The 24,248-nt window shown below is 71.9% G+C and carries 25 protein-coding genes, 1 tRNA gene and 4 pseudogenes; 9 read left to right on the plus strand and 21 right to left on the minus strand.

What is annotated here, in order from left to right; genetic code table 11:
• Window positions 1–3 precede the first annotated feature (3 nt).
• From QUE51_RS02020 to QUE51_RS02035, 4 genes and pseudogenes are all read right to left on the minus strand, one after another.
• A complete protein-coding gene (locus QUE51_RS02020) occupies window positions 4–1,014 on the minus strand; it encodes an aldo/keto reductase family protein (protein ID WP_286277966.1) in 1,011 nt (336 codons plus the stop codon).
• A gap of 113 nt (window positions 1,015–1,127) precedes the next feature.
• Window positions 1,128–1,697 carry an NADPH-dependent FMN reductase gene (locus QUE51_RS02025; protein WP_286277967.1) on the minus strand — a complete coding sequence of 190 codons (570 nt, stop codon included), beginning with the start codon at window positions 1,695–1,697 and terminating at the stop codon, window positions 1,128–1,130.
• A 117-nt stretch (window positions 1,698–1,814) separates the two neighbouring features.
• A pseudogene (locus tag QUE51_RS02030) lies at window positions 1,815–3,139 on the minus strand (aminotransferase class III-fold pyridoxal phosphate-dependent enzyme).
• A gap of 53 nt (window positions 3,140–3,192) precedes the next feature.
• On the minus strand, window positions 3,193–3,672 hold the full coding sequence (locus QUE51_RS02035) for a MarR family winged helix-turn-helix transcriptional regulator (protein WP_286277968.1): 480 nt from the start codon (window positions 3,670–3,672) through the stop codon (window positions 3,193–3,195).
• Window positions 3,673–3,703: 31 nt separating this feature from the next.
• On the opposite strand from QUE51_RS02035, the gene QUE51_RS02040 reads away from it, so the two are divergent.
• Together QUE51_RS02040 and QUE51_RS02045 are read left to right on the plus strand one after the other, a co-directional pair.
• On the plus strand, window positions 3,704–3,943 hold the full coding sequence (locus tag QUE51_RS02040) for a hypothetical protein (protein ID WP_286277969.1): 240 nt from the start codon (window positions 3,704–3,706) through the stop codon (window positions 3,941–3,943).
• Window positions 3,940–4,188, plus strand: coding sequence for a hypothetical protein (locus QUE51_RS02045; protein WP_286277970.1), 249 nt, complete (start codon window positions 3,940–3,942; stop codon window positions 4,186–4,188). The genes QUE51_RS02040 and QUE51_RS02045 overlap by 4 nt, the downstream gene beginning before the upstream one ends.
• A gap of 13 nt (window positions 4,189–4,201) precedes the next feature.
• On the opposite strand, the pseudogene QUE51_RS02050 reads toward QUE51_RS02045, so the two are convergent.
• Window positions 4,202–5,279, minus strand: a pseudogene (locus QUE51_RS02050) (trans-sulfuration enzyme family protein).
• 31 nt (window positions 5,280–5,310) lie between these two features.
• On the opposite strand from QUE51_RS02050, the gene QUE51_RS02055 reads away from it, so the two are divergent.
• Window positions 5,311–5,847: an MOSC domain-containing protein gene (locus QUE51_RS02055; protein ID WP_286277971.1), complete on the plus strand. Its 537-nt coding sequence runs from the start codon at window positions 5,311–5,313 to the stop codon at window positions 5,845–5,847.
• A gap of 47 nt (window positions 5,848–5,894) precedes the next feature.
• Here QUE51_RS02055 and QUE51_RS02060 read toward each other — a convergent pair whose 3' ends face one another.
• The 5 genes from QUE51_RS02060 to QUE51_RS02080 all read right to left on the minus strand — a co-directional run bounded on the left by QUE51_RS02060 (window position 5,895) and on the right by QUE51_RS02080 (window position 8,730).
• Entirely contained in the window at window positions 5,895–6,545 is a 651-nt protein-coding gene (locus QUE51_RS02060; RefSeq protein ID WP_286277972.1) for an HAD-IA family hydrolase, read from the minus strand.
• An 87-nt stretch (window positions 6,546–6,632) separates the two neighbouring features.
• Entirely contained in the window at window positions 6,633–7,628 is a 996-nt protein-coding gene (locus QUE51_RS02065; protein WP_286277973.1) for a prohibitin family protein, read from the minus strand.
• Window positions 7,629–7,710: 82 nt separating this feature from the next.
• The gene (locus QUE51_RS02070) at window positions 7,711–7,893 is read right to left on the minus strand and encodes a hypothetical protein (protein ID WP_286277974.1); all 183 of its coding nucleotides are present in this window, start codon (window positions 7,891–7,893) and stop codon (window positions 7,711–7,713) included.
• The gene (locus tag QUE51_RS02075; RefSeq protein WP_286277975.1) at window positions 7,890–8,363 is read right to left on the minus strand and encodes a class I SAM-dependent methyltransferase; all 474 of its coding nucleotides are present in this window, start codon (window positions 8,361–8,363) and stop codon (window positions 7,890–7,892) included. The genes QUE51_RS02070 and QUE51_RS02075 overlap by 4 nt, the downstream gene beginning before the upstream one ends.
• Before the next feature lie 79 nt (window positions 8,364–8,442).
• Window positions 8,443–8,730, minus strand: coding sequence for a hypothetical protein (locus QUE51_RS02080; protein ID WP_286277976.1), 288 nt, complete (start codon window positions 8,728–8,730; stop codon window positions 8,443–8,445).
• 143 nt (window positions 8,731–8,873) lie between these two features.
• Between QUE51_RS02080 and QUE51_RS02085 the strand changes: the two genes are divergently transcribed.
• Entirely contained in the window at window positions 8,874–9,953 is a 1,080-nt protein-coding gene (locus QUE51_RS02085; RefSeq protein ID WP_286277977.1) for an epoxide hydrolase family protein, read from the plus strand.
• Between the two features lie 233 nt (window positions 9,954–10,186).
• Here the strand turns inward: QUE51_RS02085 and ftsH are convergent.
• The 3 genes and pseudogenes from ftsH to QUE51_RS02100 form a co-directional block, all read right to left on the minus strand.
• A pseudogene (gene ftsH / locus QUE51_RS02090) lies at window positions 10,187–11,869 on the minus strand (ATP-dependent zinc metalloprotease FtsH); the annotation flags it as partial.
• 252 nt (window positions 11,870–12,121) lie between these two features.
• A complete protein-coding gene (locus QUE51_RS02095; RefSeq protein ID WP_286277978.1) occupies window positions 12,122–13,354 on the minus strand; it encodes an epoxide hydrolase family protein in 1,233 nt (410 codons plus the stop codon).
• A 64-nt stretch (window positions 13,355–13,418) separates the two neighbouring features.
• Window positions 13,419–13,664, minus strand: a complete 246-nt coding sequence (locus tag QUE51_RS02100) for a putative signal transducing protein (protein WP_286277979.1) — start codon at window positions 13,662–13,664, stop codon at window positions 13,419–13,421.
• A 135-nt stretch (window positions 13,665–13,799) separates the two neighbouring features.
• Between QUE51_RS02100 and QUE51_RS02105 the strand changes: the two genes are divergently transcribed.
• Window positions 13,800–14,387: a DnaJ family domain-containing protein gene (locus tag QUE51_RS02105; protein WP_286277980.1), complete on the plus strand. Its 588-nt coding sequence runs from the start codon at window positions 13,800–13,802 to the stop codon at window positions 14,385–14,387.
• Between the two features lie 73 nt (window positions 14,388–14,460).
• Here the strand turns inward: QUE51_RS02105 and kynU are convergent, their stop codons facing one another.
• The 5 genes from kynU to QUE51_RS02130 form a co-directional block, all read right to left on the minus strand.
• Window positions 14,461–15,684, minus strand: coding sequence for a kynureninase (gene kynU, locus QUE51_RS02110; protein ID WP_286279222.1), 1,224 nt, complete (start codon window positions 15,682–15,684; stop codon window positions 14,461–14,463).
• A gap of 58 nt (window positions 15,685–15,742) precedes the next feature.
• On the minus strand, window positions 15,743–16,618 hold the full coding sequence (locus tag QUE51_RS02115; protein ID WP_434017256.1) for a TIGR03620 family F420-dependent LLM class oxidoreductase: 876 nt from the start codon (window positions 16,616–16,618) through the stop codon (window positions 15,743–15,745).
• A 16-nt stretch (window positions 16,619–16,634) separates the two neighbouring features.
• Window positions 16,635–18,101: an NAD-dependent succinate-semialdehyde dehydrogenase gene (locus tag QUE51_RS02120; RefSeq protein ID WP_286277981.1), complete on the minus strand. Its 1,467-nt coding sequence runs from the start codon at window positions 18,099–18,101 to the stop codon at window positions 16,635–16,637.
• 97 nt (window positions 18,102–18,198) lie between these two features.
• Window positions 18,199–18,558, minus strand: coding sequence for a hypothetical protein (locus QUE51_RS02125; protein ID WP_286277982.1), 360 nt, complete (start codon window positions 18,556–18,558; stop codon window positions 18,199–18,201).
• The gene (locus QUE51_RS02130) at window positions 18,510–18,728 is read right to left on the minus strand and encodes a hypothetical protein (RefSeq protein WP_286277983.1); all 219 of its coding nucleotides are present in this window, start codon (window positions 18,726–18,728) and stop codon (window positions 18,510–18,512) included. The genes QUE51_RS02125 and QUE51_RS02130 overlap by 49 nt, the downstream gene beginning before the upstream one ends.
• A 164-nt stretch (window positions 18,729–18,892) precedes the next feature.
• Between QUE51_RS02130 and QUE51_RS02140 the strand changes: the two are divergent.
• Together QUE51_RS02140 and QUE51_RS02145 are read left to right on the plus strand one after the other, a co-directional pair.
• A pseudogene (locus QUE51_RS02140) lies at window positions 18,893–21,057 on the plus strand (MDR family MFS transporter).
• Window positions 21,058–21,117: 60 nt separating this feature from the next.
• Window positions 21,118–21,729: a TetR/AcrR family transcriptional regulator gene (locus tag QUE51_RS02145; RefSeq protein ID WP_286277986.1), complete on the plus strand. Its 612-nt coding sequence runs from the start codon at window positions 21,118–21,120 to the stop codon at window positions 21,727–21,729.
• Between the two features lie 28 nt (window positions 21,730–21,757).
• Here the strand turns inward: QUE51_RS02145 and QUE51_RS02150 are convergent, their stop codons facing one another.
• Window positions 21,758–22,489 (minus strand): DMT family transporter, encoded by a 732-nt coding sequence (locus tag QUE51_RS02150; protein ID WP_286277987.1) that lies wholly within the window; start codon window positions 22,487–22,489, stop codon window positions 21,758–21,760.
• Between the two features lie 5 nt (window positions 22,490–22,494).
• Window positions 22,495–22,665 carry a hypothetical protein gene (locus QUE51_RS02155; RefSeq protein ID WP_286277988.1) on the minus strand — a complete coding sequence of 57 codons (171 nt, stop codon included), beginning with the start codon at window positions 22,663–22,665 and terminating at the stop codon, window positions 22,495–22,497.
• 134 nt (window positions 22,666–22,799) lie between these two features.
• Here QUE51_RS02155 and nadE point away from each other — a divergent pair, with 134 nt between their 5' ends.
• Entirely contained in the window at window positions 22,800–23,624 is an 825-nt protein-coding gene (nadE, locus tag QUE51_RS02160; RefSeq protein WP_286277989.1) for an NAD(+) synthase, read from the plus strand.
• Window positions 23,625–23,772: 148 nt separating this feature from the next.
• Window positions 23,773–24,021 carry a hypothetical protein gene (locus QUE51_RS02165; RefSeq protein ID WP_286277990.1) on the plus strand — a complete coding sequence of 83 codons (249 nt, stop codon included), beginning with the start codon at window positions 23,773–23,775 and terminating at the stop codon, window positions 24,019–24,021.
• Window positions 24,022–24,163: 142 nt separating this feature from the next.
• Here QUE51_RS02165 and QUE51_RS02170 read toward each other — a convergent pair.
• Window positions 24,164–24,237: transfer RNA gene (locus QUE51_RS02170), tRNA-Met, on the minus strand.
• Between the last annotated feature and the right edge of the window lie 11 nt (window positions 24,238–24,248).

Genomic DNA, 24,248 nt, shown 5'->3' on the forward strand with positions numbered 1-24,248 from the left:
GCGCTAGGCCTGCCGCGTCTTGGGCGACGACTCCTTGGTGAGCTCCGGGTTCCGCTCGGCGATGCCGCCCACGGCGTCCTCGATCCGGCCCATCGCCTCGTCGTCGAGCTCGACCTCGACCGCGGCGGCGTTCTCGCCGATCTGCTCGGGCCGGGACGCCCCGACAATGGCGGACGCCACGTTGTCGTTCTTGAGCACCCAGGCGAGCGCGAGCTGTCCCATCGTGACGCCCAGGTCGTCGGCGATCGGCTTCAGGCGCTGTACGCCCTCGAGGATGTCGTCCCGCATCCAGCGGGAGATCATGTTCGCGCCGCCCTTCTCATCCGTGGCGCGGCTGCCCTCGGGCGGCTGCGCACCCGGCTGGTACTTGCCGGTGAGGACTCCCTGCGCCAGCGGCGACCACACGATCTGGGAGACTCCGAGCTCCTGCGACGTGGGCACGATTTCCTCGTCGATGACCCGCCACAGGAGCGAGTACTGCGGCTGGTTGGAGATCAGCTGCACGCCCAGCTCGGTCGCGAGCTCGTGGCCGTCGCGGAGCTGATCGGCGGTCCACTCGCTGACGCCGATGTAGAGGGCCTTTCCCTGCCGCACCACGTCGGCGAACGCCTGCATCGTCTCCTCGAGCGGAGTCTCCACGTCGTACCGGTGGGCCTGGTAGAGGTCGACGTAGTCGGTCCGGAGGCGGCGCAGCGAGCCGTTGATGCCCTCGAGGATGTGCTTCCGGGAGAGCCCGACGTCGTTGTGCCCCTTCGGGCCGATGGGACCGAACACCTTGGTGGCGATCTCGACCCCCTCGCGGCGCTGGCCGTCGAGCGCCTCACCCAGGACCTCCTCGGCCACCGTGTTGGCGTAGACGTCGGCGGTGTCGAAGGTGCTGATCCCCGCGTCGAGTGCGGCGTGCACGCTCGCCTTCGCGGTGTCATTCTCGACCTGCGACCCGTGGGTCAGCCAGTTGCCGTACGTGATGGCGGAGACCTTGAGACCGCTGTTGCCGAGGTACCGATACTTCATGCGTCGACCTTTCCGAGTTGCTCGCGGGAGTGCCCGCAGAGCCATGCTCGTCCTCGGCGCGGATCACCGCCCCGGGTTGCGCCGCGGCGGTTCGTGCCGCAAGGGCGCCTCCGCTACGTGCGGGGAAGCACCGTGAGCACGCGCATGATGTGGTCGCGGAACTCGTTCATGAAGCTGCCGAGAAAGAGGGCGGTGCTCTCCACGAGGACCTCGCCGTCCTCGGCGAAGACCTCCGGCGAGTATTGGATGTACGCCTCGGGCGCCGTCATCTGGCGGGCGTTGACGAACGCGAGGACGCCGCGCAGGCTCTGCTGGGCGACCGCCGTGCCGATGGAGCCGATGGAGGCGCCGATCACCGCGGCCGGGATGTGGTCGAAGGAGTTCTGCCCCCAGGGCCGCGACGCCCAGTCGATGGCGTTCTTGAGCGCGCCCGGGATCGACCTGTTGTACTCCGGGGTGACGAAGAGCACCGCGTCCGACCGGCCGATCGCCTCCTTCAGCGCGAGCGCCTCCGGCGGGAAGTTCGCGTCGTGGTCCGGGCTGTAGAGCGGCAGGTCACGGATCGAGATCTCGGTGAACTCGAGCTCGGGCGGAGCGAGGCGGATGAGCGCCTTGGACAGGATCCTGTTGACGGACTTCGAGGACAGGCTGCCGACGAAATAGCCGACCTTGTACGTGGTCATCGTTCCTCCTCTGATGTCGGGGACCGGAGCCTCGACTCAGCCGCACCGTACGCCGCAGGGGGCCCTCCCAGCAGGGCTTGCGCCCCGCGAACAGCCGCTATGGGGAAGGCGCCGGGGTCAGAGGGCCGCGAACGCCTCCTCGATCACCGACGCGGCGTCGTCGATCAGAGCCTCGCTGATCACGACGCTGGGCAGGAAGCGGAGGACGCTGTCCCACGAGCCCGCGTCGAGGACGAGCACGCCCCGCTCGGCCGCGTACCTGATCACCGAGGTCAACGCCTCGGGGTTCGGGGTGCGCGTGCCGGGGAGCACGAGCTCGACGCCGAACATCGCGCCCTTGCCGCGCACCTCCCCCACGAGGTCGAACCGCTCGGCCCAGTCGCCGATCCTTGCGGTCAGCGCGCGCTCGACCCGCTGAGCCTCCACGAGGAGCCCCTCGGACTCGATGGCCTCGAGCGTCGCGAGCGCTGCCGCCGTGGACACGGGGTTGCCGCCGAAGGTGCCGCCGATCCCGCCCGGCTGCACGGCATCCATGATCTCCGCCCGCCCGGTGACCGCGGCGAGCGGGAACCCGCCGGCGATGCCCTTCGCGCTCGTGACGAGGTCGGGGACGACGCCGTGATGCTCGATCGAGTACCACGTGCCGGTTCGCCCGATGCCCGCCTGGATCTCGTCGGCGACGAACACGATGCCGTTCTCGGCGCAGAACTCCGCGATGCGGGCGAAGTAGCCGGGAGCGGGGATCACGATGCCGCCGTCGCCCTGGATGGGCTCGACGAAGAACGCCGCGATCTCGGTCGCGCCGATGTGGGTGGTGATGTAGTCGATCGTGTGCTCGGCCGCCTCCTCGCCGGAGAGCCCGTCTCGGAACGGGTAGCTGGTGGGGACGCTGTAGATCTCCCCGGGAACGGACCCATGCCGGCGCGCTCCGGCCACGGCCGATAGGTCATCGTCATGGTGAGGTTCGTGCGGCCGTGGAAGGCGTGGTCGAGCGCGACGATGGCGCGGCGGCCGGTGTGCTTGCGCGCGATCTTGACGGCGTTCTCGACCGCCTCCGCGCCCGAGTTGACGAGGATCGAGTGCTTGTCGAAGTCGCCCGGGGTGATCTGCTGCAGCTTCTCGGCGACCTTCACGTAGTTCTCGTACGGGGTCACGGTGAAGAGCGTGTGGGTCAGCTTCCCGGCCTGCTCGGCCGCCGCCGCGGCGACGGCGGGGTGGGCGTGACCGATCGTGGTCACGCCGATGCCGCAGCCGAGGTCGATGATCTGGTTGCCGTCCACGTCGACGAGGATGGCGCCCGAGCCGTGGTCCATGTAGATGTTCGCGAGCGTGCCGGCGCCGCGCGACACCGCCGCCTCCCGCCGGGCCTGCAGGGCGATCGAGTTGGGGCCGGGCAGCTCCGTGACGAGCTTGCGTTCCTGGGGGACCGAGAATTCGCGCATCCCCCATGCTAGGCAGACGGCTCCCGCGACCCGCGCGCGAGCCCTGCCGCGGGCTACGCCGGCACGTCCTCCACGGCGGCCGGAGCGGCCGCGCCTCCCTGAGCGCGAGCACTGGCGGCGATCAGCCGGGTGAGCAGATCCCGGGTCTCCTCGAGCTGGTCCACCGGGATGCCGAGCAGCTCGACGACCTGTGCCGGGACGGCCTCCGCCCGCTCGCGCAGGGCGGCGCCGGCCGGCGTGAGGGTGACGTTGAGCGCGCGCTCGTCCGCAGGATCCCGCCGCCGCTCGATCAGCCGCGCCGCCTCGAGCCGCTTGAGGAGCGGGCTCAGCGTGGCCGAGTCGAGCAGCAGCTGGTCGGCGATCTCCCGCACGCGCCGCGGGCTCTTCTCCCACAGCGAGAGCATCACGAGGTACTGCGGGTGCGTCAGCCCGAGCGGCTCGAGCACCGGCCGATAGAGGCCGATCACCGACCGGCTCGCGGCGGCCAGCGCGAAGCAGACCTGACGGTCGAGTCTCAGCAGGTCCGCGTCCATGCTTCGATATTAGCGAGTACATTAACTATTCGTGGGCATCCGAGATAAGAGCAACCCCTATGTGGGTCGTCCCGGCTTCTGGAACCGCTGGAACCGCTTCACCTACCAGTTCTCCGGCGCCGCCCAGGTCGGCGTCGGGCGCGGCAACGTCGAGGCTCCCGAGCAGCCCCACGCGGAGAGGGTGTGCCCGATGTGCGGCAAGCCCATGGATCTGCACCGCATCGAGCGGGGCATCCACCCGGTCCCGACCCGCATCCACTGCCCTGAATGACCGCCACGTCCGGCGGCACCGAGAGCGGGGACGCCGCTACCGCCGCCCGGGACGCCGCCGCGGCGGGGAACCGGGCTGCGCTGCGCCTCCTGCTGCATCCCTACCTGCACTGGACGCTGCCCGACGGACACGTGGTGCGCGGCAGGTCGAACGTCCTCGCGCTGCTCGCGGACGTCCGGGACCTGCCCGCGCCGGCGTCGCCGCCGGAGCTCCGCGACGGGCAGATCTACCGCTGGCGCTGCTGACCGCGCTCCCGCTCTAGGCCGGCTTCGCCGCAGCGTCGAGCGCCTGCTCCAGGTCTCGGACGAGGTCGTCGATGTGCTCGACGCCGACGGAGATGCGCACGAGACCCTCGGGGATCGTCGCCGCCTCCCCGCCCAGCGGCGCCGCCGCTCGAGCGTCGTCTCGACGCCGCCGAGACTCGTGGCGTGCCGGCAGAGCCGCACGGCCGCGACGAAGGCGTCGGCCGACGCCGCGTCGGCGAGGACGATCGAGAGGATCGTCCCGAAGCCGGGATAGCGGAGGTCCTCGACGGCCGCGTGGGCGCGAAGCCGGGCCAGCAGCGCCTGGGCGTTCGACTGGCTCCTCTCCAGCCGGAGCGCCAGGGTGCGCAGCCCCCGGAGCGCGAGATAGGCGTCGAGCGGCGACGGGATCGCCCCGTGCAGGGACCGGCGGGTGAGCAGGTCCGCGTGGAGGGCGTCGTCGCGCGTGATCACCGCGCCCATGACCACGTCGCTGTGGCCGGAGATGGCCTTCGTGGCGGAGTGCAGCACGATGTCCGCGCCCTGCTCGAGCGGGCGGCGGAGGATCGGCGTCGCGAAGGTGTTGTCGGCGACCACCAGCACTCCCCGGGCCCGAGCCGCGGCGGCGATGCGGTCCACGTCCGCCACCTCCAGCGCCGGGTTGGTCGGATTCTCGATCCAGACGAGGGCAGCGCCGTCGAGCGCGGCGAGCACCGCCTCGGTGTCGGCGATGTCCACGGGAACGGCCACCACGCGCCCGCGCTCCTCCGCGTGGCGGAGCTGAGCGAGGGTCCCCTGATACGAGTGGCGGGGCACCACGACCCGGCCGCCCGGCGGGACGAGGTCGAGCACGGCGGCGGTCGCGGCGGCGCCCGACGCGAAGGCCAGGCAACTCCCGCCCTCCAGCGCTCCCAGGGCGTCCTCGAAGGCGGTCCAGGTGGGGTTGCCGTACCGGCCGTACTCGAGAGCGCCCCCGCGACATAGGTCGAGGCGAGCACGACGGGCGGGTTGAGCGGCTGGTCCGGCTCGTTCGCGGGCCGTCCGGCCGTCACGGCCACGGTGTCGGGGTGGAGGTCGCCGAGGTCTTCAGTCACCCGACCATCCTCGACCACCTAGTCTTCCTCCGTGGCCGAGCAGCGCGTGGAGATCGTCGAGCTGCTCGCCTCGCCCGTGCACCGGTACGAGGGCCGACCGGCCGACGGCCCCCTTCCGGCGGAGGGATCCGAGCTGGTGGCGGGCATCGACGTGCGGGCCGGGCTCGGCATCGTCGGGGACCGGTACTTCGGGCAGCGCGCACACCGCGACTCCTCCGTCAGTCTGCAGGCGGCCGAGGCACTCGAGGCGGTGGCCGAGGACCTCTCGGTGCCGACGCCGGACCTGACGTCGACGCGGCGCAACATCCTGCTTCGCGGAGTGGACGTGGACGCCCTGGCCGGGACGCCGTTCAGCCTGGACAGCGGCGAGGGCGAGGTCGTCTTCCGCGACTCGCGGCCCTGCCGGCCGTGCGCCTGGCTCGACGTTACGGTGGGCCCTGGAGCGCACCGCGCCTTCCGCAGCCGCGGCGGCCTGCGCACCGGCCCGGTGACGGACGGGCGCCTGCGCGTGGGCCCGGCCGTCCTGCGCACCGGCGAGGACGTGAGGCTCCCGCGAGGTGGCAGCTGATGCTGCTTCCGGGGCGAGGTGGCAGCATCTAGTGCCACCTCGGCGGGTCAGGGGCGGTGCGGCAGCACGACCTCGAGCGCCCCACCCGGACCGGCGGTGACGCCGGCCCCGGCGTAGTCGGTGATGCGAGGCAGGCCTCGGGTGCTCTCGCTCTCGTGGTCGCCGACCACGACGACGCGCATTCCTGCCGCGAGTCCCGCCCGGATCCCCGCCTCGGCGTCCTCGAACACGACAGCGTCCCGCGGCTCGACGCCCAGCATGCGCGCGGCGAGGAGGTACACGTCCGGCGCCGGCTTGCCCTGGGGCACGTCCTCGGCGGTGACCACGAACTGCGGCAGCCGCAGGCCCGCACCCGCCATGCGCGCGACCGCGAGCGGCAGCTCGGCGGAGGTGACCAGCGCGTGCCGCTCCACCGGCACGGCGTTCAGGAACTCGACCGCCCCGGGCAGGGCGATGGTCTCCCCGGACGAAGCGATCTCGGCCGCCGAGAGGTCGGCGACGACGGCATCGATGTCGGTGCCGGGCGGCGCCCACCGGCGGATGCTCTCCTCCGCCCTGACCCCGTGGATCGTCGGGAGCATCACCTCCCTGTCGACGCCGAAGCGATCGGCGATCGCGCCCCACGCGACCTCGACGACCGCCGTGGAGTCGACGAGGGTGCCGTCCATGTCGAAGAGCAGGGCGTGGGCGGAGAGCACGAGGGGGCGGACATGCCCCCATTGTCGCGGACGGGCGGCCCCGTCCCTCCCCGCGACTGCGGGTCGGCCTCGCCCGAAGTCACGGCCTCAGCGCTGGACGAGGATCTGCGAGTTGGTGCCATCCGTGATGACCAGGTTGCCCGCCGCAGCGAGCTCCTTCAGCGTGTCGAGGTAGCGCTGCTGAAGGATCGAGGGGGTCAGGGAACTGTTCAAGAGGGCGTTGGCGTCCGCCTCGGCCTGCGCCTGGACGACCTTCTGCTGAGCGGAGACCTTGGTGGCGTCCAGCTTGGCCTGCTCTGTGGTGACCGCGATCTGCGCCTGCTGGGCGTCCGCGAAGGCCGTGGTCACCGTGTCGGGATAGCGGATCTCCTGGAGCGACACGTCCTCAACGATCAGGCCCTTGCCCTCCCACTTCGCCTCCAGCGCCTTCACCACGGCGGCGCGGACCGCGGGGCGGTCGGTCAGCACCTCGAGCGTGGTGAAGTTTCCGGGCACGTCCCGGACTACGGAGCGGATGTCGTTGAGGATCAGCTTCTGCCGCAGGCCCTCCTCGTCCCGGTAGACGCGGTAGATGTCGCCGACCGCGTCACGGGCGATGGAGTACTGGACGGTGACGTCGATGTTCGCGCTGACCCCCTCCTTGTCCTGGACCGTGATCTGGGCCCCGTCCGGGAGGCCCCCGGCGTTGTCGGTGGTCCTGCCGTCGGCGATGTACTTGACCTGCTGGTTGCGGACGTCGAACTCGATCACGTCGTCCCACGGCGCCTTGGTGTGCAGACCCTCACTGGTCTCGATGCCGTCCACCGCGCGCGTGAACTGCCCGCGCAGGACCGCCGCCTGGCCGGGGTCCAGGGCGAAGAAGGACGACAGCACGAGAAAGATCACGCCGAGCGCACCGAGGCCGGTGCTCACCCAGCGGACGATGTGGTTGGGGGTCCTGTTCCGGCGCGGCTCCAGGGTCTCCCCGGCGTCGCCGCGTCGGCCACTGCGGTCGGTTCCCGCGGCGGGCGCGTCGAAGACCTTGAGCCGGGCCGACACGGTCAGGCCGATGACGGCCAGCACGAGGAGGATCAATCCGAACACGAACATGGGGTTCCGTTTCTGCTTGAGGAGGTCGGGACGCGGCCCCCAGTTGCCGGGGGCTGCGTGCTGCCGGAGGAATCGCTTACCGCGTGCCGTCGTCGATCGTCGCGGCGCCGAGGATGTGCGCGGTGCGCGGGGTGAGCGCCCCGGGGGCGAAGCCGAAGCGGCGGATGGAGGCGATCCGGAACCCGCCGCTCGCGATGGCCGCCTGCGTGTCGCGGTTGGGGTGGCAGTTCCCGGCGGCCCGGGACCAGAGCGGCGTCACCGCGTCCTCCACCAGAGCGAGAATCGGCGAGGCGGAGCGCACGTGCTCGTAGAAGAGGAGCGCACCCCGGGGCGGAGCACCCGCCGGAACTCGGCGAGCGCGGCCTGCTGATCGGTCACGCTGCAGAGGACGAGGCTCGCGACGACCGCATCAGCGCTGGCGTCGGCGGCGGGCAGCGCTTCCGCGATGCCGTCCCGGACCTCCACCGGCACCCGCGCACGGGCGGCGGCCTCCTGGGACAGCCCGCGCAGATACGGGTCGGGCTCGATCGCGATCACCCGCTCCACAGCGTCGGGGTAGTGGGCGAAGTTGCTGCCGGTCCCCGAGCCGACCTCGACCACCACGCCGCGGGCGGGAGCGAGCAGCTCGCGGCGGTGCTCGGCTCCGCCGCGCGCATCCATGTCGCCGACCGCCCGGGCGTAGGCGCGCGCGAACCGGGGGTGCCCGGCGGGCGGCGGGGCGGACGGCATCCCGCCATTATGGTGGTCGCGCCTCGCCGCCCGCGGCCCGGTCAGATGCTGACCGACTCGATCTGCTCGATCGCCGTGATCATGGTCGTCGCCCGCACCGTGGCGGCCACGTCGGGCTCCTCGAGGTCGACGAGGAACTCCCCGACCGGCCGACGGTCGCCTCGCGGATCGAGACGAGGGCGACCGGGCGCCCGTCGCGGCGCAGCGGCTCGGAGGGCGACGGGTCGTCGTCGAGCGCCGACGGCGGGGCCGCTCCGCGCATCCGGACCAGGCTGTTCTGGTCCAGGTCGACGATGTACTGGCTGCCCGACTCGGTCGTGAGGCGGTACCGGCCGGTGGTGGAGTCCATGAGTGTCCGCATCGCCATGGGCAGAGGGTAGAGCCGCGAGGCCCCTCGGACGCGGAGGCGCGATCGACCGGTTTCCGAACGTCCTCCCCCACTGACGGCGGTGCGTCCTAGGGTGACATCGCGCGGGCGACGACCCGCCGGGAACGAGGGAGGAACGCGGGATGGGAGCTCCACCGGAGGCCGCCGATCAGGAGCTTCTCGACGACCTGCGCACCCGGCTCCGGCGGACCCGCCGCGTTTCCGGTGTCACGGGCGGCTGGGAGCGCGGAACCGACGGCGCCTACCTCGCGGACCTGCTCGCGTACTGGGCCGACGGCTATGACTGGCGCGCCGCGGAGGCGGAGCTGCTCGCCCTGCCGTGGACCCGCAGCGCCGGCGGCATCCGCGCGATCCACCAGAGCGCGGCCGACCCCGCGGCGCCCACGGTCGTGCTGCTGCACGGCTGGCCGGACTCCTTCCTCCGGTATCGCCGCGTGCTCCCGCTGCTGACCGACGTCTCCGTCGTCGTACCCTGCCTGCCGGGATATCCGTACTCGGACGGGCCGGCCAGCTCTCGCGAGACCATGGCCGAGCCGATCGCCGAGGCCCTCGCCGAGCTCGGGATCGGCCGGTACGTCCTCTCCGGCGGCGACATCGGCGCCGGGGTGGCGGAGACGATCGCGCGCACGCATCCGGACCGGGTGGCCGCCCTGCACCTCACCGACATCCCACTGGGGCACCTCGCCAACGTCGATCCGGCGGACCTGACGCAGGAGGAGCGCCGGTACGCGGACGCCGTCGCGGCCTGGCGAGCGGCCGAGGGCGGGTACATCGCCGAGCAGGGCACGAAGCCGAACACCCTCGCCGCCGCCCTCGGCGACTCCCCGGCGGGGCTGGCCGCCTGGATCGTCGAGAAGCTTCGCAGCTGGAGCGACTGCGGCGGCGATGTCGAGAGCGTCTTCCCCCGCGACGACCTGCTCACGTGGCTGACGCTGTACTGGGTGACGGGCAGCATCGGCACGTCGTTCGGGCCCTACGCGCAGCGGAATCCGGCCGCGCGGGGCCGGCTCGAGGTGCCCACCGTGGTGGGTCAGTTCCCCCGCGACCTCCTCCCCGCGCCCAGAGAGTTCGCCGAGCGGGTGTTCGACGTGCGGGTCTTCAACGACGGCCACACCTCGGGCGGCCACTTCGCGGCCTGGGAGCGTCCGGACGAGTTCGTCCAGGATCTGCGCTCCGCGGTGGCCCTCGCTGTCGCGGACTGAGCCGGGCGGCCGGGGGGCACGAGTGCCAGCCCGCCCGGCGCCGTCTCCTCACCGCAGGGCGGGCGCGACCTCCGCATCCTCGGGCGGGAGCCCGGGGCCCGCTCCCCGCCGGGAGCCTCGCCCCTCGCGATCGCTGCTGGGGCGGTCTCCCGCGTCACCCCGGCCGCGGCGTACGCCTCGTCCTCGCCGAGCGTCTCCCGCTCGAGCAGTGCCCGGGCCAGCCGGTCGAGCCGCTCCCGGTTCTCGGAGAGCGTCCGCAGCGCGTCCCGGTAGCAGTCGTCGAGGATGCGCCGGACCTCGTCGTCGACCAGCTGCCGGGTCGCCGGCGACACCCCGTCGACCGCGAACGGCTGCTCCTGGCCGGAGGCCGGCAGCACCGACACCGGCCCGACGGCGGGCGACATGCCCCATCGGCCGACCATGCGGCGGGCCAGCTGCGTCGCCTGCTCCAGATCGCTCTCGGCGCCCGTCGTCACGTCGACGTAGACGAGCTCCTCCGCGGCCCGTCCGCCGAGCGCGCCGGTGATGCGGTCGCGCAGATAGCGCTCCGAGTAGCCGTAGCGATCCGCCTGCGGAGTCTGCAGCGTGACGCCGAGCGCCTGACCCCGCGGAATGATCGTCACCCGGCGCACCGGGTCGCTGCCCGGCGTGAGCATGCCGAGCAGGGCGTGCCCCGACTCGTGGTACGCGGTCCGCAGCTTCTCCTCCGGCGAGAGCACGATGCCCCGCACGGTGCCGAGCAGGATCTTCTCGAGCGCCGATCCGAAGTCGGCGCTCGAGACCGTCTCGCTCGAGCGCTGCGCGGCGGTCAGCGCTGCCTCGTTGACGAGGTTCGCGAGATCCGCTCCCACCATGCCGGGAGTGGCCGCGGCGAGCGCCGCGAGGTCCACGTCCGGCGCGAGCGGCACCGAGCGCGTGTGCACTCGGAGGATCTGCAGCCGGCCGTCGAGGTCGGGCGGGTCGACGCTCACCCTCCGGTCGAAGCGTCCCGGCCTCAGCAGTGCCGGGTCGAGGATCTCGGGGCGGTTCGTCGCCGCGAGCACGACGACGCCCTCATCCCCGGCGAAGCCGTCCATCTCGCTGAGGATCTGGTTGAGCGTCTGCTCCCGCTCGTCCACCCCGCCGGTGGAGAAGCTGCCGCCTCGCGCCCGCCCGATCGCGTCGAGCTCGTCGATGAAGATGATGGCCGGGGCCACCTTCTTGGCCTGGTCGAAGAGGTCGCGGACCCGGCTCGCCCCCACGCCGACGATGGCCTCGATGAACTCCGAGGCCGCGATGGAGAAGAAGGGGACCTGCGCCTCCCCCGCCACCGCCCGCGCGAGCAGCGTCTTGCCGGTGCCCGGCTGACCGGACAGCAGGACGCCGCGCGGGATCCGGGCTCCGAGCCGCGTATAGCGCTTCGGGTCGCGCAGGAAGTCGACGATCTCGCGCACCTCGTGCTCGACCTCGTCGACACCCGCGACATCGGCGAAGGTGACACGTCGGCCGGATTCCGGCGAGTACCGCGTCGCCTTCGACTTGCCGAACCCGCCGAGCGCCCCGCCCGCGGCAGCGGACGCACTGCGCCGCACGAACCAGAAACCGAGCCCCAGCAGGAGCAGGGTCGGCCCGAACCCCAGGAGGAGCTGCGCCCAGAGCGGCGCTCCCGCGTCGGGCGGCTCGGCGTTGACCGGGACGTCCTTCGCCTCGAGCGCCGCGAGCAGGTCGTCCTGCGCGAACGCGGGCCGCTGGGTCGAGAACCGCTCGACGGGCGCCGCGTCCTCCGCGCCCGGCGGGTAGTCCACCGGCTTCGTGAACTCGCCCATGAGCGCGTCTTCCGACGACGTGACCGTTTCGACGTTGCCGGCGTCGAGCTGAGCCGTGAAGAACGTGTAGGAGACGGAGGTGCGCGGGGCGGGCCCGGTCAGGGCGAGCATGAGCAGCCAGTTGATCACGAGGAACACCAGCAGCAGCCACCAGAAGCTGCCTCCCCTGAGCGCCTGTCCTCCGGACCGGGCGACTTGGCCGGCATGCCCTCCACTCGCCAGGGCGCGGGGACGGGCTTCTCCCCGTCTCCCCGGCCGCGCATCCGGTCGAGCAGGGAGGGGGCCGCCGGTCGGCGTCGTCCTGTCCCGATCCTCGCGGCGGGTCGGCCCGGTCCTTCTCCGCGGGGGCGGTGCGCTCGGCGGTCATCGATCCCCGTTCCCGTTCTCGCGGAGGGAGCGGAAGGCGCGGCGGAGCTCCTCCGCGAAGAGCTGCGGCTGCTCCCAGGCCGCGAAGTGGCCGCCCCGCGCGACGCGGTTGTAGTAGAGGAGGTTCGGGTAGGCGCGCTCGGTCCAGCTGAGAGGGGCCTCGTACTGCTCGCTCGGGAAGACGCTCACCGCGACGGGGATGGTCACGCCCTTCGTGTTGAAGAAGCCGCCCTTGTACTCCCAGTACAGCCGGGAGGCCGAGACCCCCGTGCCGGTCAGCCAGTAGAGCGTGATGTTGTCGAGGAGCTCGTCCCGGGTGAGCTCGCCCGTCTCACTGCTCTCCCTGTCGAGGGCGGCGACGACGGCCGCGGCCGGCTGGCCGTCGGCATCGTTGTGGTCGAGCAGCCAGGCGGCGAGCCCGATCGGCGAATCGGCGATCCCGTAGAGCGTCTGGGGTCGCGCCGCCATGTACTTCGCGTACTCGACCTGGCCGAACGTCCGGACGAGCTGCTGGTAGGCGCGCAGCTCCTCGGGAGACAGTCCGTCTGGTGGCGGGTCGCCTGCGAGCAGCGCGCGGTCCACGTCCGCGGGGACGGTGGCCGGCATGTTGGTGTGGATGGCGAGCAGCCCGGCGGGCGCCTGCAGGCCCATCTGGTCGACCACGAACGCGCCCCAGTCGCCGCCCTGCGCGACATAGCGGTCGTAGCCGAGCCGGCTCATCAGCTCCGCCCATGCCCGCGCCATGCGCTCCGGCCCCCACCCGGTGCCGGACGGCCGCTCCGAGAAGCCGTAGCCGGGCATGGAGGGGATCACCACGTGGAAGGCGTCGGCCGCCGGCCCGCCGTGCGCAGTGGGATCGGTGAGGCGCCCGACCAGCTTCAGCTGCTCGAGGATCGACCCGGGCCAGCCGTGGTTGATGACGATCGGCAGCGCGTCCGGGTGCGGTGACCGCACGTGCAGGAAGTGGATGTCGAGCCCGTCGATCTCCATGAGGAACTGCGGCAGCTCGTTGAGGCGCGCCTCGCAGCGGCGCCAGTCGTAGCCGGACGTCCAGTGACGCGCGAGCTCCTGCATCACGGCGAGCGGCACGCCCTGGGACTGGTCGTCGACCGTCTCCTTGTCCGGCCAGTTCGTGGCGGCGACGCGGCGACGCAGGTCGAGAAGCGCCTCCTCGGGGATGTGCACCGAGAAGGGGCGGGCGGCGGTCGCCGTCTCGAGGGTGGTGCTCACGGGGGTCTCCTTGCGATCGATTCTCACCGGGGCCGGCGCCCGGGCGTTCCGGCGGGGACAGCGGTCAGCCGGCCGAGGACTCGCTCTCGACCTCGGCCAGGAGCCTCCGGGCGTCGTCCGCCTCCGACGCTGCGACCACGACGCGCACGCCGTCGAGCTGGAGCTGGGGCTCCTGGCCGCCCGCGTCGTCGGTGGCCTTGCGCGCGCCGAGTCCGTGGCTGCGCAGGAATCCGACGATCAGGTCGGCCTCCGTGCGGCTCCCCACGACAGCCACCGCGACCGGCGGACCGTCGTCGTCCTCGGCGTCCATGGCCACCACCTGCCCTCCGCCGGCCGACGCTACGCCGCGATGCGCGGCCGGCAGGGGGTCGGAAGGCCCATGGTCGAACCCTGCTCATCTCCGTCTCAGCCGCTGTCGGCTACCGTGTCGGGCAAGGACTCCGCCATGACCTCCCGACGCCCGCGCCCCGACTCCCGGCTTTCCGCCGCCCGGTACCGGGTCGACCGCAGCGCGCCGGAGGAGGACGACGAGGAGTCGGACGCCGGCCGGCTGACGCCCGATCAGCGTGCCGGCATGGTGGAGGCGGCTATCCAGCAGGCCATGCGCCGGGGCGACTTCGACGACCTCCCCGGGACGGGGAAGCCGCTTCCGGACCTGCACCAGACGCACGACCCGGACTGGTGGATCCGCCGGAAGATCGAGCGCGAGCAGCTCACGGGACTCGGTCCGCCTGCGCTCACCCTCCGCAAGGAGAACGAAGAGCTCGCGGGCCGGCTGGATGCCACGGCGAGCGAGGCGGTCGTCCGCGAACTGCTGCATGACTTCAACGCCCGGGTGATCGAGGCCCGTCGCCAGCTGCTCGGAGGGCCCCCGGTGATCACGCCGACCCGCGACGTTGAGGCGGAGGTCGCCGCCTGGCGCAGCCGGCGGGAAGCCAGGCTGCGGGAGGCGGAGGCGGAGCGCGACAGGGAGGCCGCCGCCTACGCCGCGATGACGTGGCGGGAGCGGCGAAGGGCCCGACGGCAGCGCTGACGCCGCGGGTCGTGCGGACAGCCGCACCCCCGCTGCCAGTCGTGGAATGTCCGCACGACCCGCGCAAGGCGGGTCAGCCCTCGACGCACTCCCGCAGCACGGCGAGGCCGTCGGCCACCTCGGCGAAGGAGGTGCTGAGGGGCGAGAGGCCGATCCGGATGCCGTGCGGTCCGCGGAAGTCCGGGATCACGCCGCGCTCCCACGCCCGTGCCGTGACGGCCCGGGCGTCGGGGTGCTCCAGGGTGACGTGGCCGCCGCGGCGGGCGGCGTCCCGCGCCGTCGCCACGGTCACCCCCGCCGCCGCGAGGTCGGCGTCGGCGATCTCCAGGACGAACTCGGTGAGCGCCACGGACTTCCGCCGCACCGCGGTCATCCCGGCCCTCTCGATCAGATCCAGCATGTCGCGCATCGGCTGCATCGCGACGATCGGCGGGGTGCCGCTGAGGAAACGGCGGATGCCGCGGGCCGGCTCGTAGTGCGGTCCCATGTCGAACGGCGCCGCCGATCCCATCCAGCCCGCGATCGGCTGCTCGAGCTCGTCCTGGAGGTCGGCGCGCACATAGGCGAACGCGGGCGAGCCCGGTCCGCCGTTGAGGTACTTGTAGGTGCAGCCGACGGCGAGGTCGGCGCCCCACCCGTCCAACTGGATGGGCACGGAGCCCACGGAGTGACAGACGTCCCACAGCACGAGGGCGCCCGCGTCGTGCGCGATGCGGGTGATCTCGGCGGCGTCCGCGAGGTGGCTGGAGCGGTACGCCACGTGGCTCAGCACCACGAGCGCCGTCCGCTCCCCCGCGACCTCCCGCACCTGCGCCGGCTCGACCCCCGAATGCCGGTCGACCGGCAGCCAGCGCACGGTCTTCCCGAGCTCTGCGGCGATCCGCTCGACGACGAACCGGTCGGTCGGGAAGTTGTCGTCGTCGATCACGATCTCGTCGCGGCCGGGGCGGGCGGCCAGGGCGGCCCGGATCAGCTTGTAGAGCAGGACGGTCGTCGAGTCGCCGACGACCACCTGTCCGGCCGCGGCGCCCAGGGTGAGCGCCCCGATCCGATCGCCGACGGTCTCCGGGAGCGCCATCCACTCCTCATCCCAGGCGCGGATGAGGCGCGACGACCAGGTCCCGACAAGCCCTGCCAGCCGGTCGCGGGAGGCGGCCAGCGGAATCCCCAGCGAGTTGCCGTCGAAGTAGGCGCGCACCTCGGGGTCGAGCAGGAACTCGGACCGGAACGCGGCGAGCGGGTCGGCGGCGTCCAGCTCGCAGGCGCGGGCCGCGTGCGGGCTCGTCGGTGCGGTGATGGTGTGCTCCTTGGCAAGAGGGACGCGGGAGCCTCAGCCTGCCACGCGCCCGTGCGGGTTACGTCCGGAGGGGCGCCGCTCCTGGTCGGGCACCTCCGTCCGGGACCAGACCGAGCTCGCCGGCGACAGCCCCGAGCGTCCCGACGATGTCACCGCGCCGGGGCAGGACCTGCAGGCAGACGTGATCGGCGCCGGCGTCGAGATGGGCGCGGACGGCCGCCGCGAGTGCCCCCGAGTCGCCGTGGGCCACGATGGCGTCGACGAGCTCGTCGCTTCCGTCTCCGGAGACGTCCGCCTCGGTGAAGCCGCCGCGACGCATGGTGCGCGTGTAGTTGGACATGCCGAGATAGCGGGTCAGGAATGCGCGGGCGGTGCGTCGCGCCGAGACGGGATCGGGATCAAGCACGACGGTCTGCTCCGGTGCCACTAGCGCCCCGGCGCCGAGCAGGTCCCGCGCCTCGCGGGTCTGGGAGGGGATCGTGAGGTACGGGTGAGTCCCGGCGCTGCGTTCGGCCGCCATGGCGAGCATGCGCGGCCCCAGAGCGGAGAGCACCCTCGCCTGCACCGGCACATCGCGACCATCGAGCACGTCGAGGTACCGGGCCATGGCGTCGAGGGGCAGGGTCCGCTGCGGGGTCGCCTCCCGGTGACCGGATCCGATGCCCAGCAGCAGGCGTCCCGGGTGACGGGCCTCGATGCGGTGGTACGAGTCGGCAAGCTCGTCCGCGTCGGCCTTCCAGATGTTGACGATGCCCGTGGCGATCTGGAGGTGCGCGGTCGCATCCAGGAGTTCCTCGGCGCGGGCCAAGCCCGCATCCGGGGATCCCCCAGCCAGAGCGCACCGAAGCCCAGGCCCTCGAGCGAGGCGGCAAGAGAGGAGTCGACATCGCCGACGCCCCGCCAGACCCCGACCGCCCCGAGGCGCTCGCGCCAGGTCATGTCGCGGCGGCTCAGCTGAACGGGTTGGGCGTCAGCGTGTACTTCGTCTGGACGTACTCGAGGATGCCCTCGGCACCGCCTTCGCGGCCGAGTCCGGAGAACTTCCAGCCGCCGAACGGGGCAGCGGCGTTGGAGACGAGGCCGGTGTTGAGCCCCATCATCCCGGTCTCGAGCCGCTCGATCATGCGCTGACCGCGCGTGAGGCTCTGCGTGAAGACGTAGGAGACGAGCCCGTACTCGGTGTCGTTGGCGAGCCGGACCGCCTCGTCCTCGTCGTCGAAGGGCTGGATCGCGAGCACCGGTCCGAAGATCTCCTCGCGGAGGATGTCGCTGCCGGGCTGGACGTCGACGACCACGGTGGGCTCGTAGAAGCTTCCGGGGCCGTCGATGATCTTGCCGCCGGTCTCGAGCCGTGCTCCGCGCTCGACCGCGTCGTCCACGAGGCTCGACACCTTCTCCACGGCCTTGTCGTTGATGAGCGGGCCGATCGTGACGCCCTCCTCGGTCCCCCGGCCGATGCCGAAGGAGCGGACGCGCTCCGAGACCCGGCGCGCGAACTCGTCGGCAACGGACCGGTGCACGAGGAAGCGGTTGCCCGCCGTGCAGGCCTGGCCGATGTTGCGGAACTTGGCGGCGATCGCGCCGTCGACCGCCTTGTCGAGGTCGGCGTCCTCGAAGACGAGGAAGGGCGCGTTGCCACCGAGCTCCATGGACGTGCGCAGCACGGCCCCGGCCGCCTGCTCGAGGAGCTTCTGGCCGACCGGCGTCGACCCGGTGAAGGAGAGCTTGCGCAGTCGCGGGTCGCGGATGATGGGCTCGGACACGGCCGCGGACGTCTTCGTCGTGATGACGTTGAGGACGCCCTTCGGCAGTCCGGCGTCCTCGAGGAGCTGGGCGAAGTAGAGGGTCGTCAGAGGGGTGAGCTCGGCCGGCTTGATGACCACCGTGCAGCCCGCGGCGAGGGCGGGGGCGATCTTGCGGGTGGCCATCGCGAGCGGGAAGTTCCACGGGGTGATGAGGAAGCACGGTCCGACTGGATGCTGGGACACGATCATCCGCCCCGTGCCCTCCGGGTTCGCGCCGTAGCGGCCCTGGATGCGCGGTGCCTCTTCGCTGAACCAGCGGATGAACTCGCCGCCGTAGGCGATCTCGCCCTTGGCCTCGGCGAGGGGCTTGCCCATCTCGACCGTCATCAGGAGGGCGAACTCGTCTTTGCGCTCCTGCAGGAGGTCGAACGCGCGCCGGAGGATCTCGCTGCGGTCGCGGGCGGGGGTCCTCGACCACGAGGGGAAGGCGTCGCAGGCGGCGTCGAGGGCGGCCTTGCCGTCGGCGACCGAGGCCGAGGCGATCGTCTTCACCCGTCGGCCGGTGGCGGGGTCGAAGACGTCGAGCGTCGCGCCATCCTCGGCGGGCCGCCACTCGCCTCCGATGTAGAGGCCACTCGGCACACGGTCAAGCAGGTCGCTCTCGCTGATCACGTTCGGGCTACTCCTTTTCGGGGCGGGGCGACCGCGTGCCGGGTCACAAGCACCGTATACGAACGCTCTTCGCTTGGCGTAGCCGGGCCTTCCTCCGTCAGCCCGACTCCGACGCGAGCTCCGCCAGGTCGAGAGCGAGCCTCGCGATCCGATCGTCCCGCTCGCTCCAGTACAGGTCGTCGAGCGCCGGCGGAGGCGGGTCGAGGCGCGGATGGACGATCTCCATCAGCGCGGCCTCCCGAGCCTCCTGAACCTGACGGCGCATCCAGTCCTCGTCCCCGGCCAGAGCGCGGAGGCGCTCGATCAGGCCGGCGTTCACCCTCTGCCGCAGCTCGAGCACGGGCACGTCGCGCCTGCGGTAGTCGTCGGCGGCATAGGGAGTGCCGCGGCGACGGTGCGCCCGCGGGATCATTCCGGCGAGCCGCACGTTCTCGGCCTCCTTCTCGGCGACGAGCACGGCGATCTCGCTCCGGAGGACTCGAACAGCCAGCCCTCGTCGAAGTCCGCGCGCTCGGCGACGGCACGGAGGATCAGGCGATTCTTCAGCGCGAGCCGCAGCGCGGCCGCGACCACGAGCATCCCCTCGTCGGCGAGCGCATCCTCGGACGGCGGGCGGAGCGAGGTCACCGCGGTCCTCTCGGAAAAATGGGCGGGTCGAGCGACCGGGAATAGGTGCACAGATTGTAAAGTTGCACTCACTGCAATGACTGTTCGCGACCGCTCCGGACTTGCCGGGCTGTCCGCGGACGTGCGCTTGCCGCTTCCTCTAATCCCATTTCCCTAAAGGACTCATGTCAACCACCACCGCACCAGCGGCCGCGCAGGGCGCACGGCCTGCATCGGCCGGCCCCGACTTCGGGGCGAAGCCGATCATGACGCACCGCCAGATCCTCCTCGTCATCTACGGCCTCATGGCCGGCATGTTCCTCTCGTCTCTCGGGCAGACGGTCTTCGGGACCGCGATCCGCACGATCGGCGACGACCTCCACGGACTCGACCAGCAGGCCTGGGTGACCACGGCCTATCTGATCGCCTCGACGATCTCGACGCCCATCTACGGCAAGCTCTCCGACATCTTCGGCCGCCGCCCGCTGTTCGTCTTCGGCATCGCGGTCTTCGTGCTCGGCGCGATCCTCGCGTCCTTCTCGACCTCGATGCTGATGCTCGCCGCCTTCCGCGGCGTCCAGGGCATCGGCGCCGGTGCGCTCATGTCGCTGCCGCTCGCGATCCTCGGCGACATGCTCGCCCCGCGTGAGCGCGCGAAGTACCAGGGCTACTTCCTCGCGGTCTTCGGCATCTCCTCTGTCATCGGTCCGCTGCTCGGCGGCGTGCTCGCGGGCGCAGACCAGATCCTCTTCATCGACGGCTGGCGCTGGGTGCTCCTCATCAACGTGCCGATCGGCATCGCGGCGCTCGCCATGGTTCTCGCGTTCCTCCACCTGCCGAAGATCGGCGACGGACAGGGAAGGCGCGCGTCGACTGGTGGGGCGCCACGACCGTGATCCTCGCGCTCGGCCCGCTGCTGCTCGTCGCCGAGCAGGGCCGCACGTGGGGCTGGGGCTCCGCCGCCTCGATCTCCTGCTACGTCATCGGCGCGCTCGGCATCGCCGCGTTCATCGTCGTCGAGTCGCTCATGAAGGACGACGCGATCATCCCGCTCAAGGTGTTCCGCTCGGGCACCTTCTCGATGGCGACCGTCATCGGCTTCCTGGTCGGCTTCGCGATGTTCGGCGCCATGCTCACCCTGCCGCTCTACGTCCAGATCGTCCTCGGCCTCGACCCGACGCAGTCCGGCTTCGCGACCCTGCCGCTCGTGGGCGGCCTGATGATCGCGTCGATCGCCTCGGGCCAGATCGTCGCCCGCACCGGCAAGTACCGCATCTTCCCGGTGCTCGGCACGGCGTTCACCACGATCGGCTACATCGTCCTGACCTTCATGACGATCGACAAGCCGCTGTGGTTCCTGTTCATCGCCATGTTCCTCATCGGTCTCGGCCTCGGCCAGCTCATGCAGAGCCTCACGCTCGCCTCCCAGGCGTCCGTCGGACCTCGGGACATGGGTGTGGCGACCAGTGCGGCGACGTTCTTCCGCCAGATGGGCGGCACGCTCGGCACCGCCGTGCTGCTGTCGATCCTGTTCGCTGCGCTGCCGACGAACATCGCAGGCGCCATGGGGAACAAGGCGGACCTGACGAGCGCCCTCGACGCCGCGCTGACCCCCTCGGTGGCCGGCGCTCCCGAGAACGCCGGCGCCATGAAGGCGATCTGGTCGCCCATCGTCACGCCGGTCCGGGAGCAGATCCAGACCGGTCTCGACACGGGGACGCAGCAGGCGACCGCCGCCGCGGACCAGGCCGTGACCCAGCAGGTCACGGCCGCCGTCCAGCAGCAGGTCGACGCCGGCGCGATCCCCGCCGCGGCCGCCGCGACGATCATCGGACAGCAGGTCGCCGCCGCCCGGCCGCAGGCTGAGCAGCAGGCGCTGGCCGCCGCCGCGGATCAGGCGCACGCCTCGGTCATCGACGGCAAGCTCGCGGTCGACTGGACCGACGCCGCCCAGCGCGGCTACTGGGTCGGACAGGTGGAGCCCAAGATCGCGGACAAGATCACGGGGTCCGCCGGAAGCTCGGCGTCCAGCTCGTCGGGCAGCATCAGCGACACGTCGTTCCTCAACGGGGCCGACCAGCGCCTCACGCGGCCGTTCCTCACCGGCTTCAACACCTCGACGGTCATGGTCTTCTGGGTGGGCTTCGCGGTGATCCTGCTCGCGTTCCTCCTGAGCCTGTTCTTCAAGGTGCCGCCGCTGCGCCAGCGCTCTGCGCTGCAGGAGCAGGCCGACGACCACGCCGCCGCCAGCGCACAGCTGGAGTCGGAGGCGGGCCTCGCCGCCGCGGAGGCCGGGTCCTTCACCGGCCCGATCAGCGAGGGCGCACCCGAGCCGGCTCGGCGTCGCTGACTCATCGAGGGCCGCCCGTCTCGACGGGCGGCCCTCCCCCACCACTCCCGAGGAGCTGCTGTGAGCATCACCGAGGACACCGAGGCGCTGCCTCCCGGTCCCGGAGACCCCGCCGAGCCGGGCCTGCGCGAGCGCAAGAAGCGGCAGACGCGGCAGGCCCTGCACGAGGCCGCGGTCCGGCTGATCGGCGAGCGCGGGCTCGCCGGCGTGACGGTCGAGGAGATCTGCGCCGAAGCCGGCGTCTCGCCGCGCACCTTCTTCAACTACTTCCCGTCGAAGGGCAATGCCGCCCTCGGCCTGCCCGTCGTCCTGGTCACCGAGGACGTCCGCCGGCGGTTCCTCGCAGGAGGCCCGGGCGGCCTCGTCGACGACCTCTGCGACCTGGCTGCCCACACGTTCGAGCTGCCGTCTGAGCGCATCCGGATGAAGGACCTGGTGCGGTCCCGCCCGGAGCTGGTGCCCATGGTGCTGCGCTGGATGGCGGACCTGCGGCTCGCGATCGTCGCGGCCGCGGTCGAGCGCACCGACGAGCAGACCGCACGCACCGCCGCGACGCTCGTCATGGCCGCGCTCGTGGAGGCGGTGCATCGCTGGAACGCGACGTCGCCCGACGAGCTCGCCGGGCGCATCCGCACGGTCGTCGCCGAGATGGGCGCGCTGGTCCGGGCCTGAGGCTCGGCGCCGTCGGCTCCCCTTCGCCCTAGCCCGTGGCCGTCTCGACCGCCGCCGGCTCCGTCGTCGGCAGCGGATCGCGGCGCCGCCGCGTCACGAAGAACGACCCCGCGAGCACGAGCGCGAAGCCGATGATCGTCCAGATGGTGACCCGCTCCCCGAGCACGACCGCGCCGGCGATGATCGCGACCGCCGGGTTGACGTAGGTGATGGTCGTCGTGCGAACGGGACCGATCTCCGCGATGAGCGCGAACATGATGAGGAACGCGGCCGCGCTGCAGACGACCGCGAGCGTGACCACCGAGGCGATCGCGGCTGCCGACGGCGGCTCGGCCGGCCAGCCTCCCGTCAGGGCGACGACCGGCACGTAGATCAGTGCGGAGAGCAGCAGGGACACCGCGACGACGCCGGTACCCGGCAAGTCCGACATCCAGCGGACGAGGATGACGGGGCCGATCGCGTAGCCCACCACGACCACCGCGATCTCGGCGACGCCGACGAGGTCCGAGCCTGCGACATCCAGCCCGACGAGCGCGGCCACCCCCAGCATCCCGAGGAGCACCCCGATCCAGTTGGGCAGGGAGAAGCGCTCGGGCCTTCCCGAGAGGAACGCCACGGCGACTCCGACGAGCGGGACCGCGGCGAGCAGCAGCCCCGCCGTCGAGCTGGGCAGCCGGGTCTCGGCCGAGCTGAGGAAGAACCACGGCAGCACGATCTCCACGACCGTGTAGGCGAGCAGCGGCTTCCACCGGCGCAGCACCGGCATCACCTGGCGGCGCAGCAGGACGAGCGGCAGCAGGACCAGCCCCCGAGCGCGCTCCGGGCGAGGACGACCATCGCCGGGTCCAGCTCGCCGACCGCCACCTTGATCAGCAGATACGGGATCCCCCACGCGATCGCGAGGGCGGCGAACAGGACAAGGGCGCGCGGACTCACCCCGCGATCCTTCCACCCGGGTGCGACCACCGTCGTGCCTTTCCGCCGAGTGGCGCTTTCGGGGCGAACCCCGTCCGTTCCTGATGGCCGGCAACGCCGTGCGCCGCACCGGGTCCATACGGAACACTGGCTCCATGCGTCCACTTCAGCAGGAGATCATCGCCGCCCTCGGCGTCCGGCCCCAGATCGATCCGGCGAGCGAGGTGCGCGAGCGCGTCGGCTTCCTCACCGATTACCTCCTCGACTCGGGAGCGAAAGGACTCGTCCTCGCCGTGAGCGGCGGCCAGGACTCGAGCCTCGCCGGCCGGCTGTGCCAGCTCGCGATCGAGGGGCTCGCGGAGCAGGGGAAGGAGCGCACCTTCGTCACGGTGCGGATGCCCTACGGCGTCCAGGCGGACGAGGATGACGCGCAGCTCGCGCTCGGGTTCATCGGCGCCCCGCCCGGGCTCACGGTGAACATCCGGAACGGCGTCGACGGCGTCGTCGAGGACTACGCGGACGCCACCGGGCAGACGCTGTCCGACTTCAACAAGGGCAACGTCAAGGCGCGCATGCGCATGGTCGCCCAGTACGCGATCGCGGGCGAGCGCGGCCTGCTCGTGGTGGGCACCGATCACGCGGCGGAGGCGCTGACCGGCTTCTTCACCAAGTACGGCGACGGCGGCGTCGATCTGACCCCGCTGACCGGACTCACCAAGCGGCAGGGCCGCGCCCTGCTGCAGCATCTCGGCTCGCCCGCCCGCCTCTACGAGAAGGCGCCCACCGCCGATCTCCTCGACGGCAACCCGGGCCAGACCGACGAGGCCAACCTGGGCCTCACGTATGCCCAGATCGACACGTACCTGGAGGGCGGCGACGTCCCGGACGAGGTCGCCCAGGCCATCGAGACCCGCTACCGCGCGACGGAGCACAAGCGTCAGGTGCCCGCCTCCGCACTCGACACCTGGTGGCGCGCCTAGCCCCTCACCCTGGGCCCGATGGGGGCCCGGCAAGGCCAGAAGTGGGGCGCCCTGCGGCGGCACAGAGTCCTTCCTCCTCGTACCGTCAGGAGAGGAGGCCGGATTCGGCCCCGGAACAGAGCGGAAGCACTACGTGATCCTGCACCGATTGTCTTTCGGGAACCGGGAGTTCGCGATCCCCAACTCCGCCGATATCAGCGGCCTGAAGCAGGAGATCCTGGCGGCGGTGCGCGCGGGCGGCGGGTATGTGACCCTTCCCCGATCCGAAAGCAGGAAGGGAAGCCTCGAGGTCCTCTTCACCGCGGGCATCCCCCTGCAGTGGGAGGAGGTGGAGTTCTCCGAGGAGGACGCCACCGACCTGATCGCGACCGACTCGGGGCACGACACGGACTACTGACCGCGAGACGTGAGCGCTGGTAGGCCGGTCACCGATTCAACCGGCCCACCGCGCCCCTCGCGGCGTGGGCCCACGAGCACGTGCGCGTCCGGTCCCTTCAACGAAGAGAAAGGCCCCGCCGAAGCGGGGCCTTTCTCTTTCGTTGCGGGGACAGGATTTGAACCTGCGACCTCTGGGTTATGAGCCCAGCGAGCTACCGAGCTGCTCCACCCCGCGATGCGAGTACA

Origin of the sequence: Naasia aerilata (assembly GCF_030296595.1) — a bacterium.
In the GTDB taxonomy this organism is placed as follows: Bacteria; Actinomycetota; Actinomycetes; order Actinomycetales; family Microbacteriaceae; genus Naasia; species Naasia aerilata.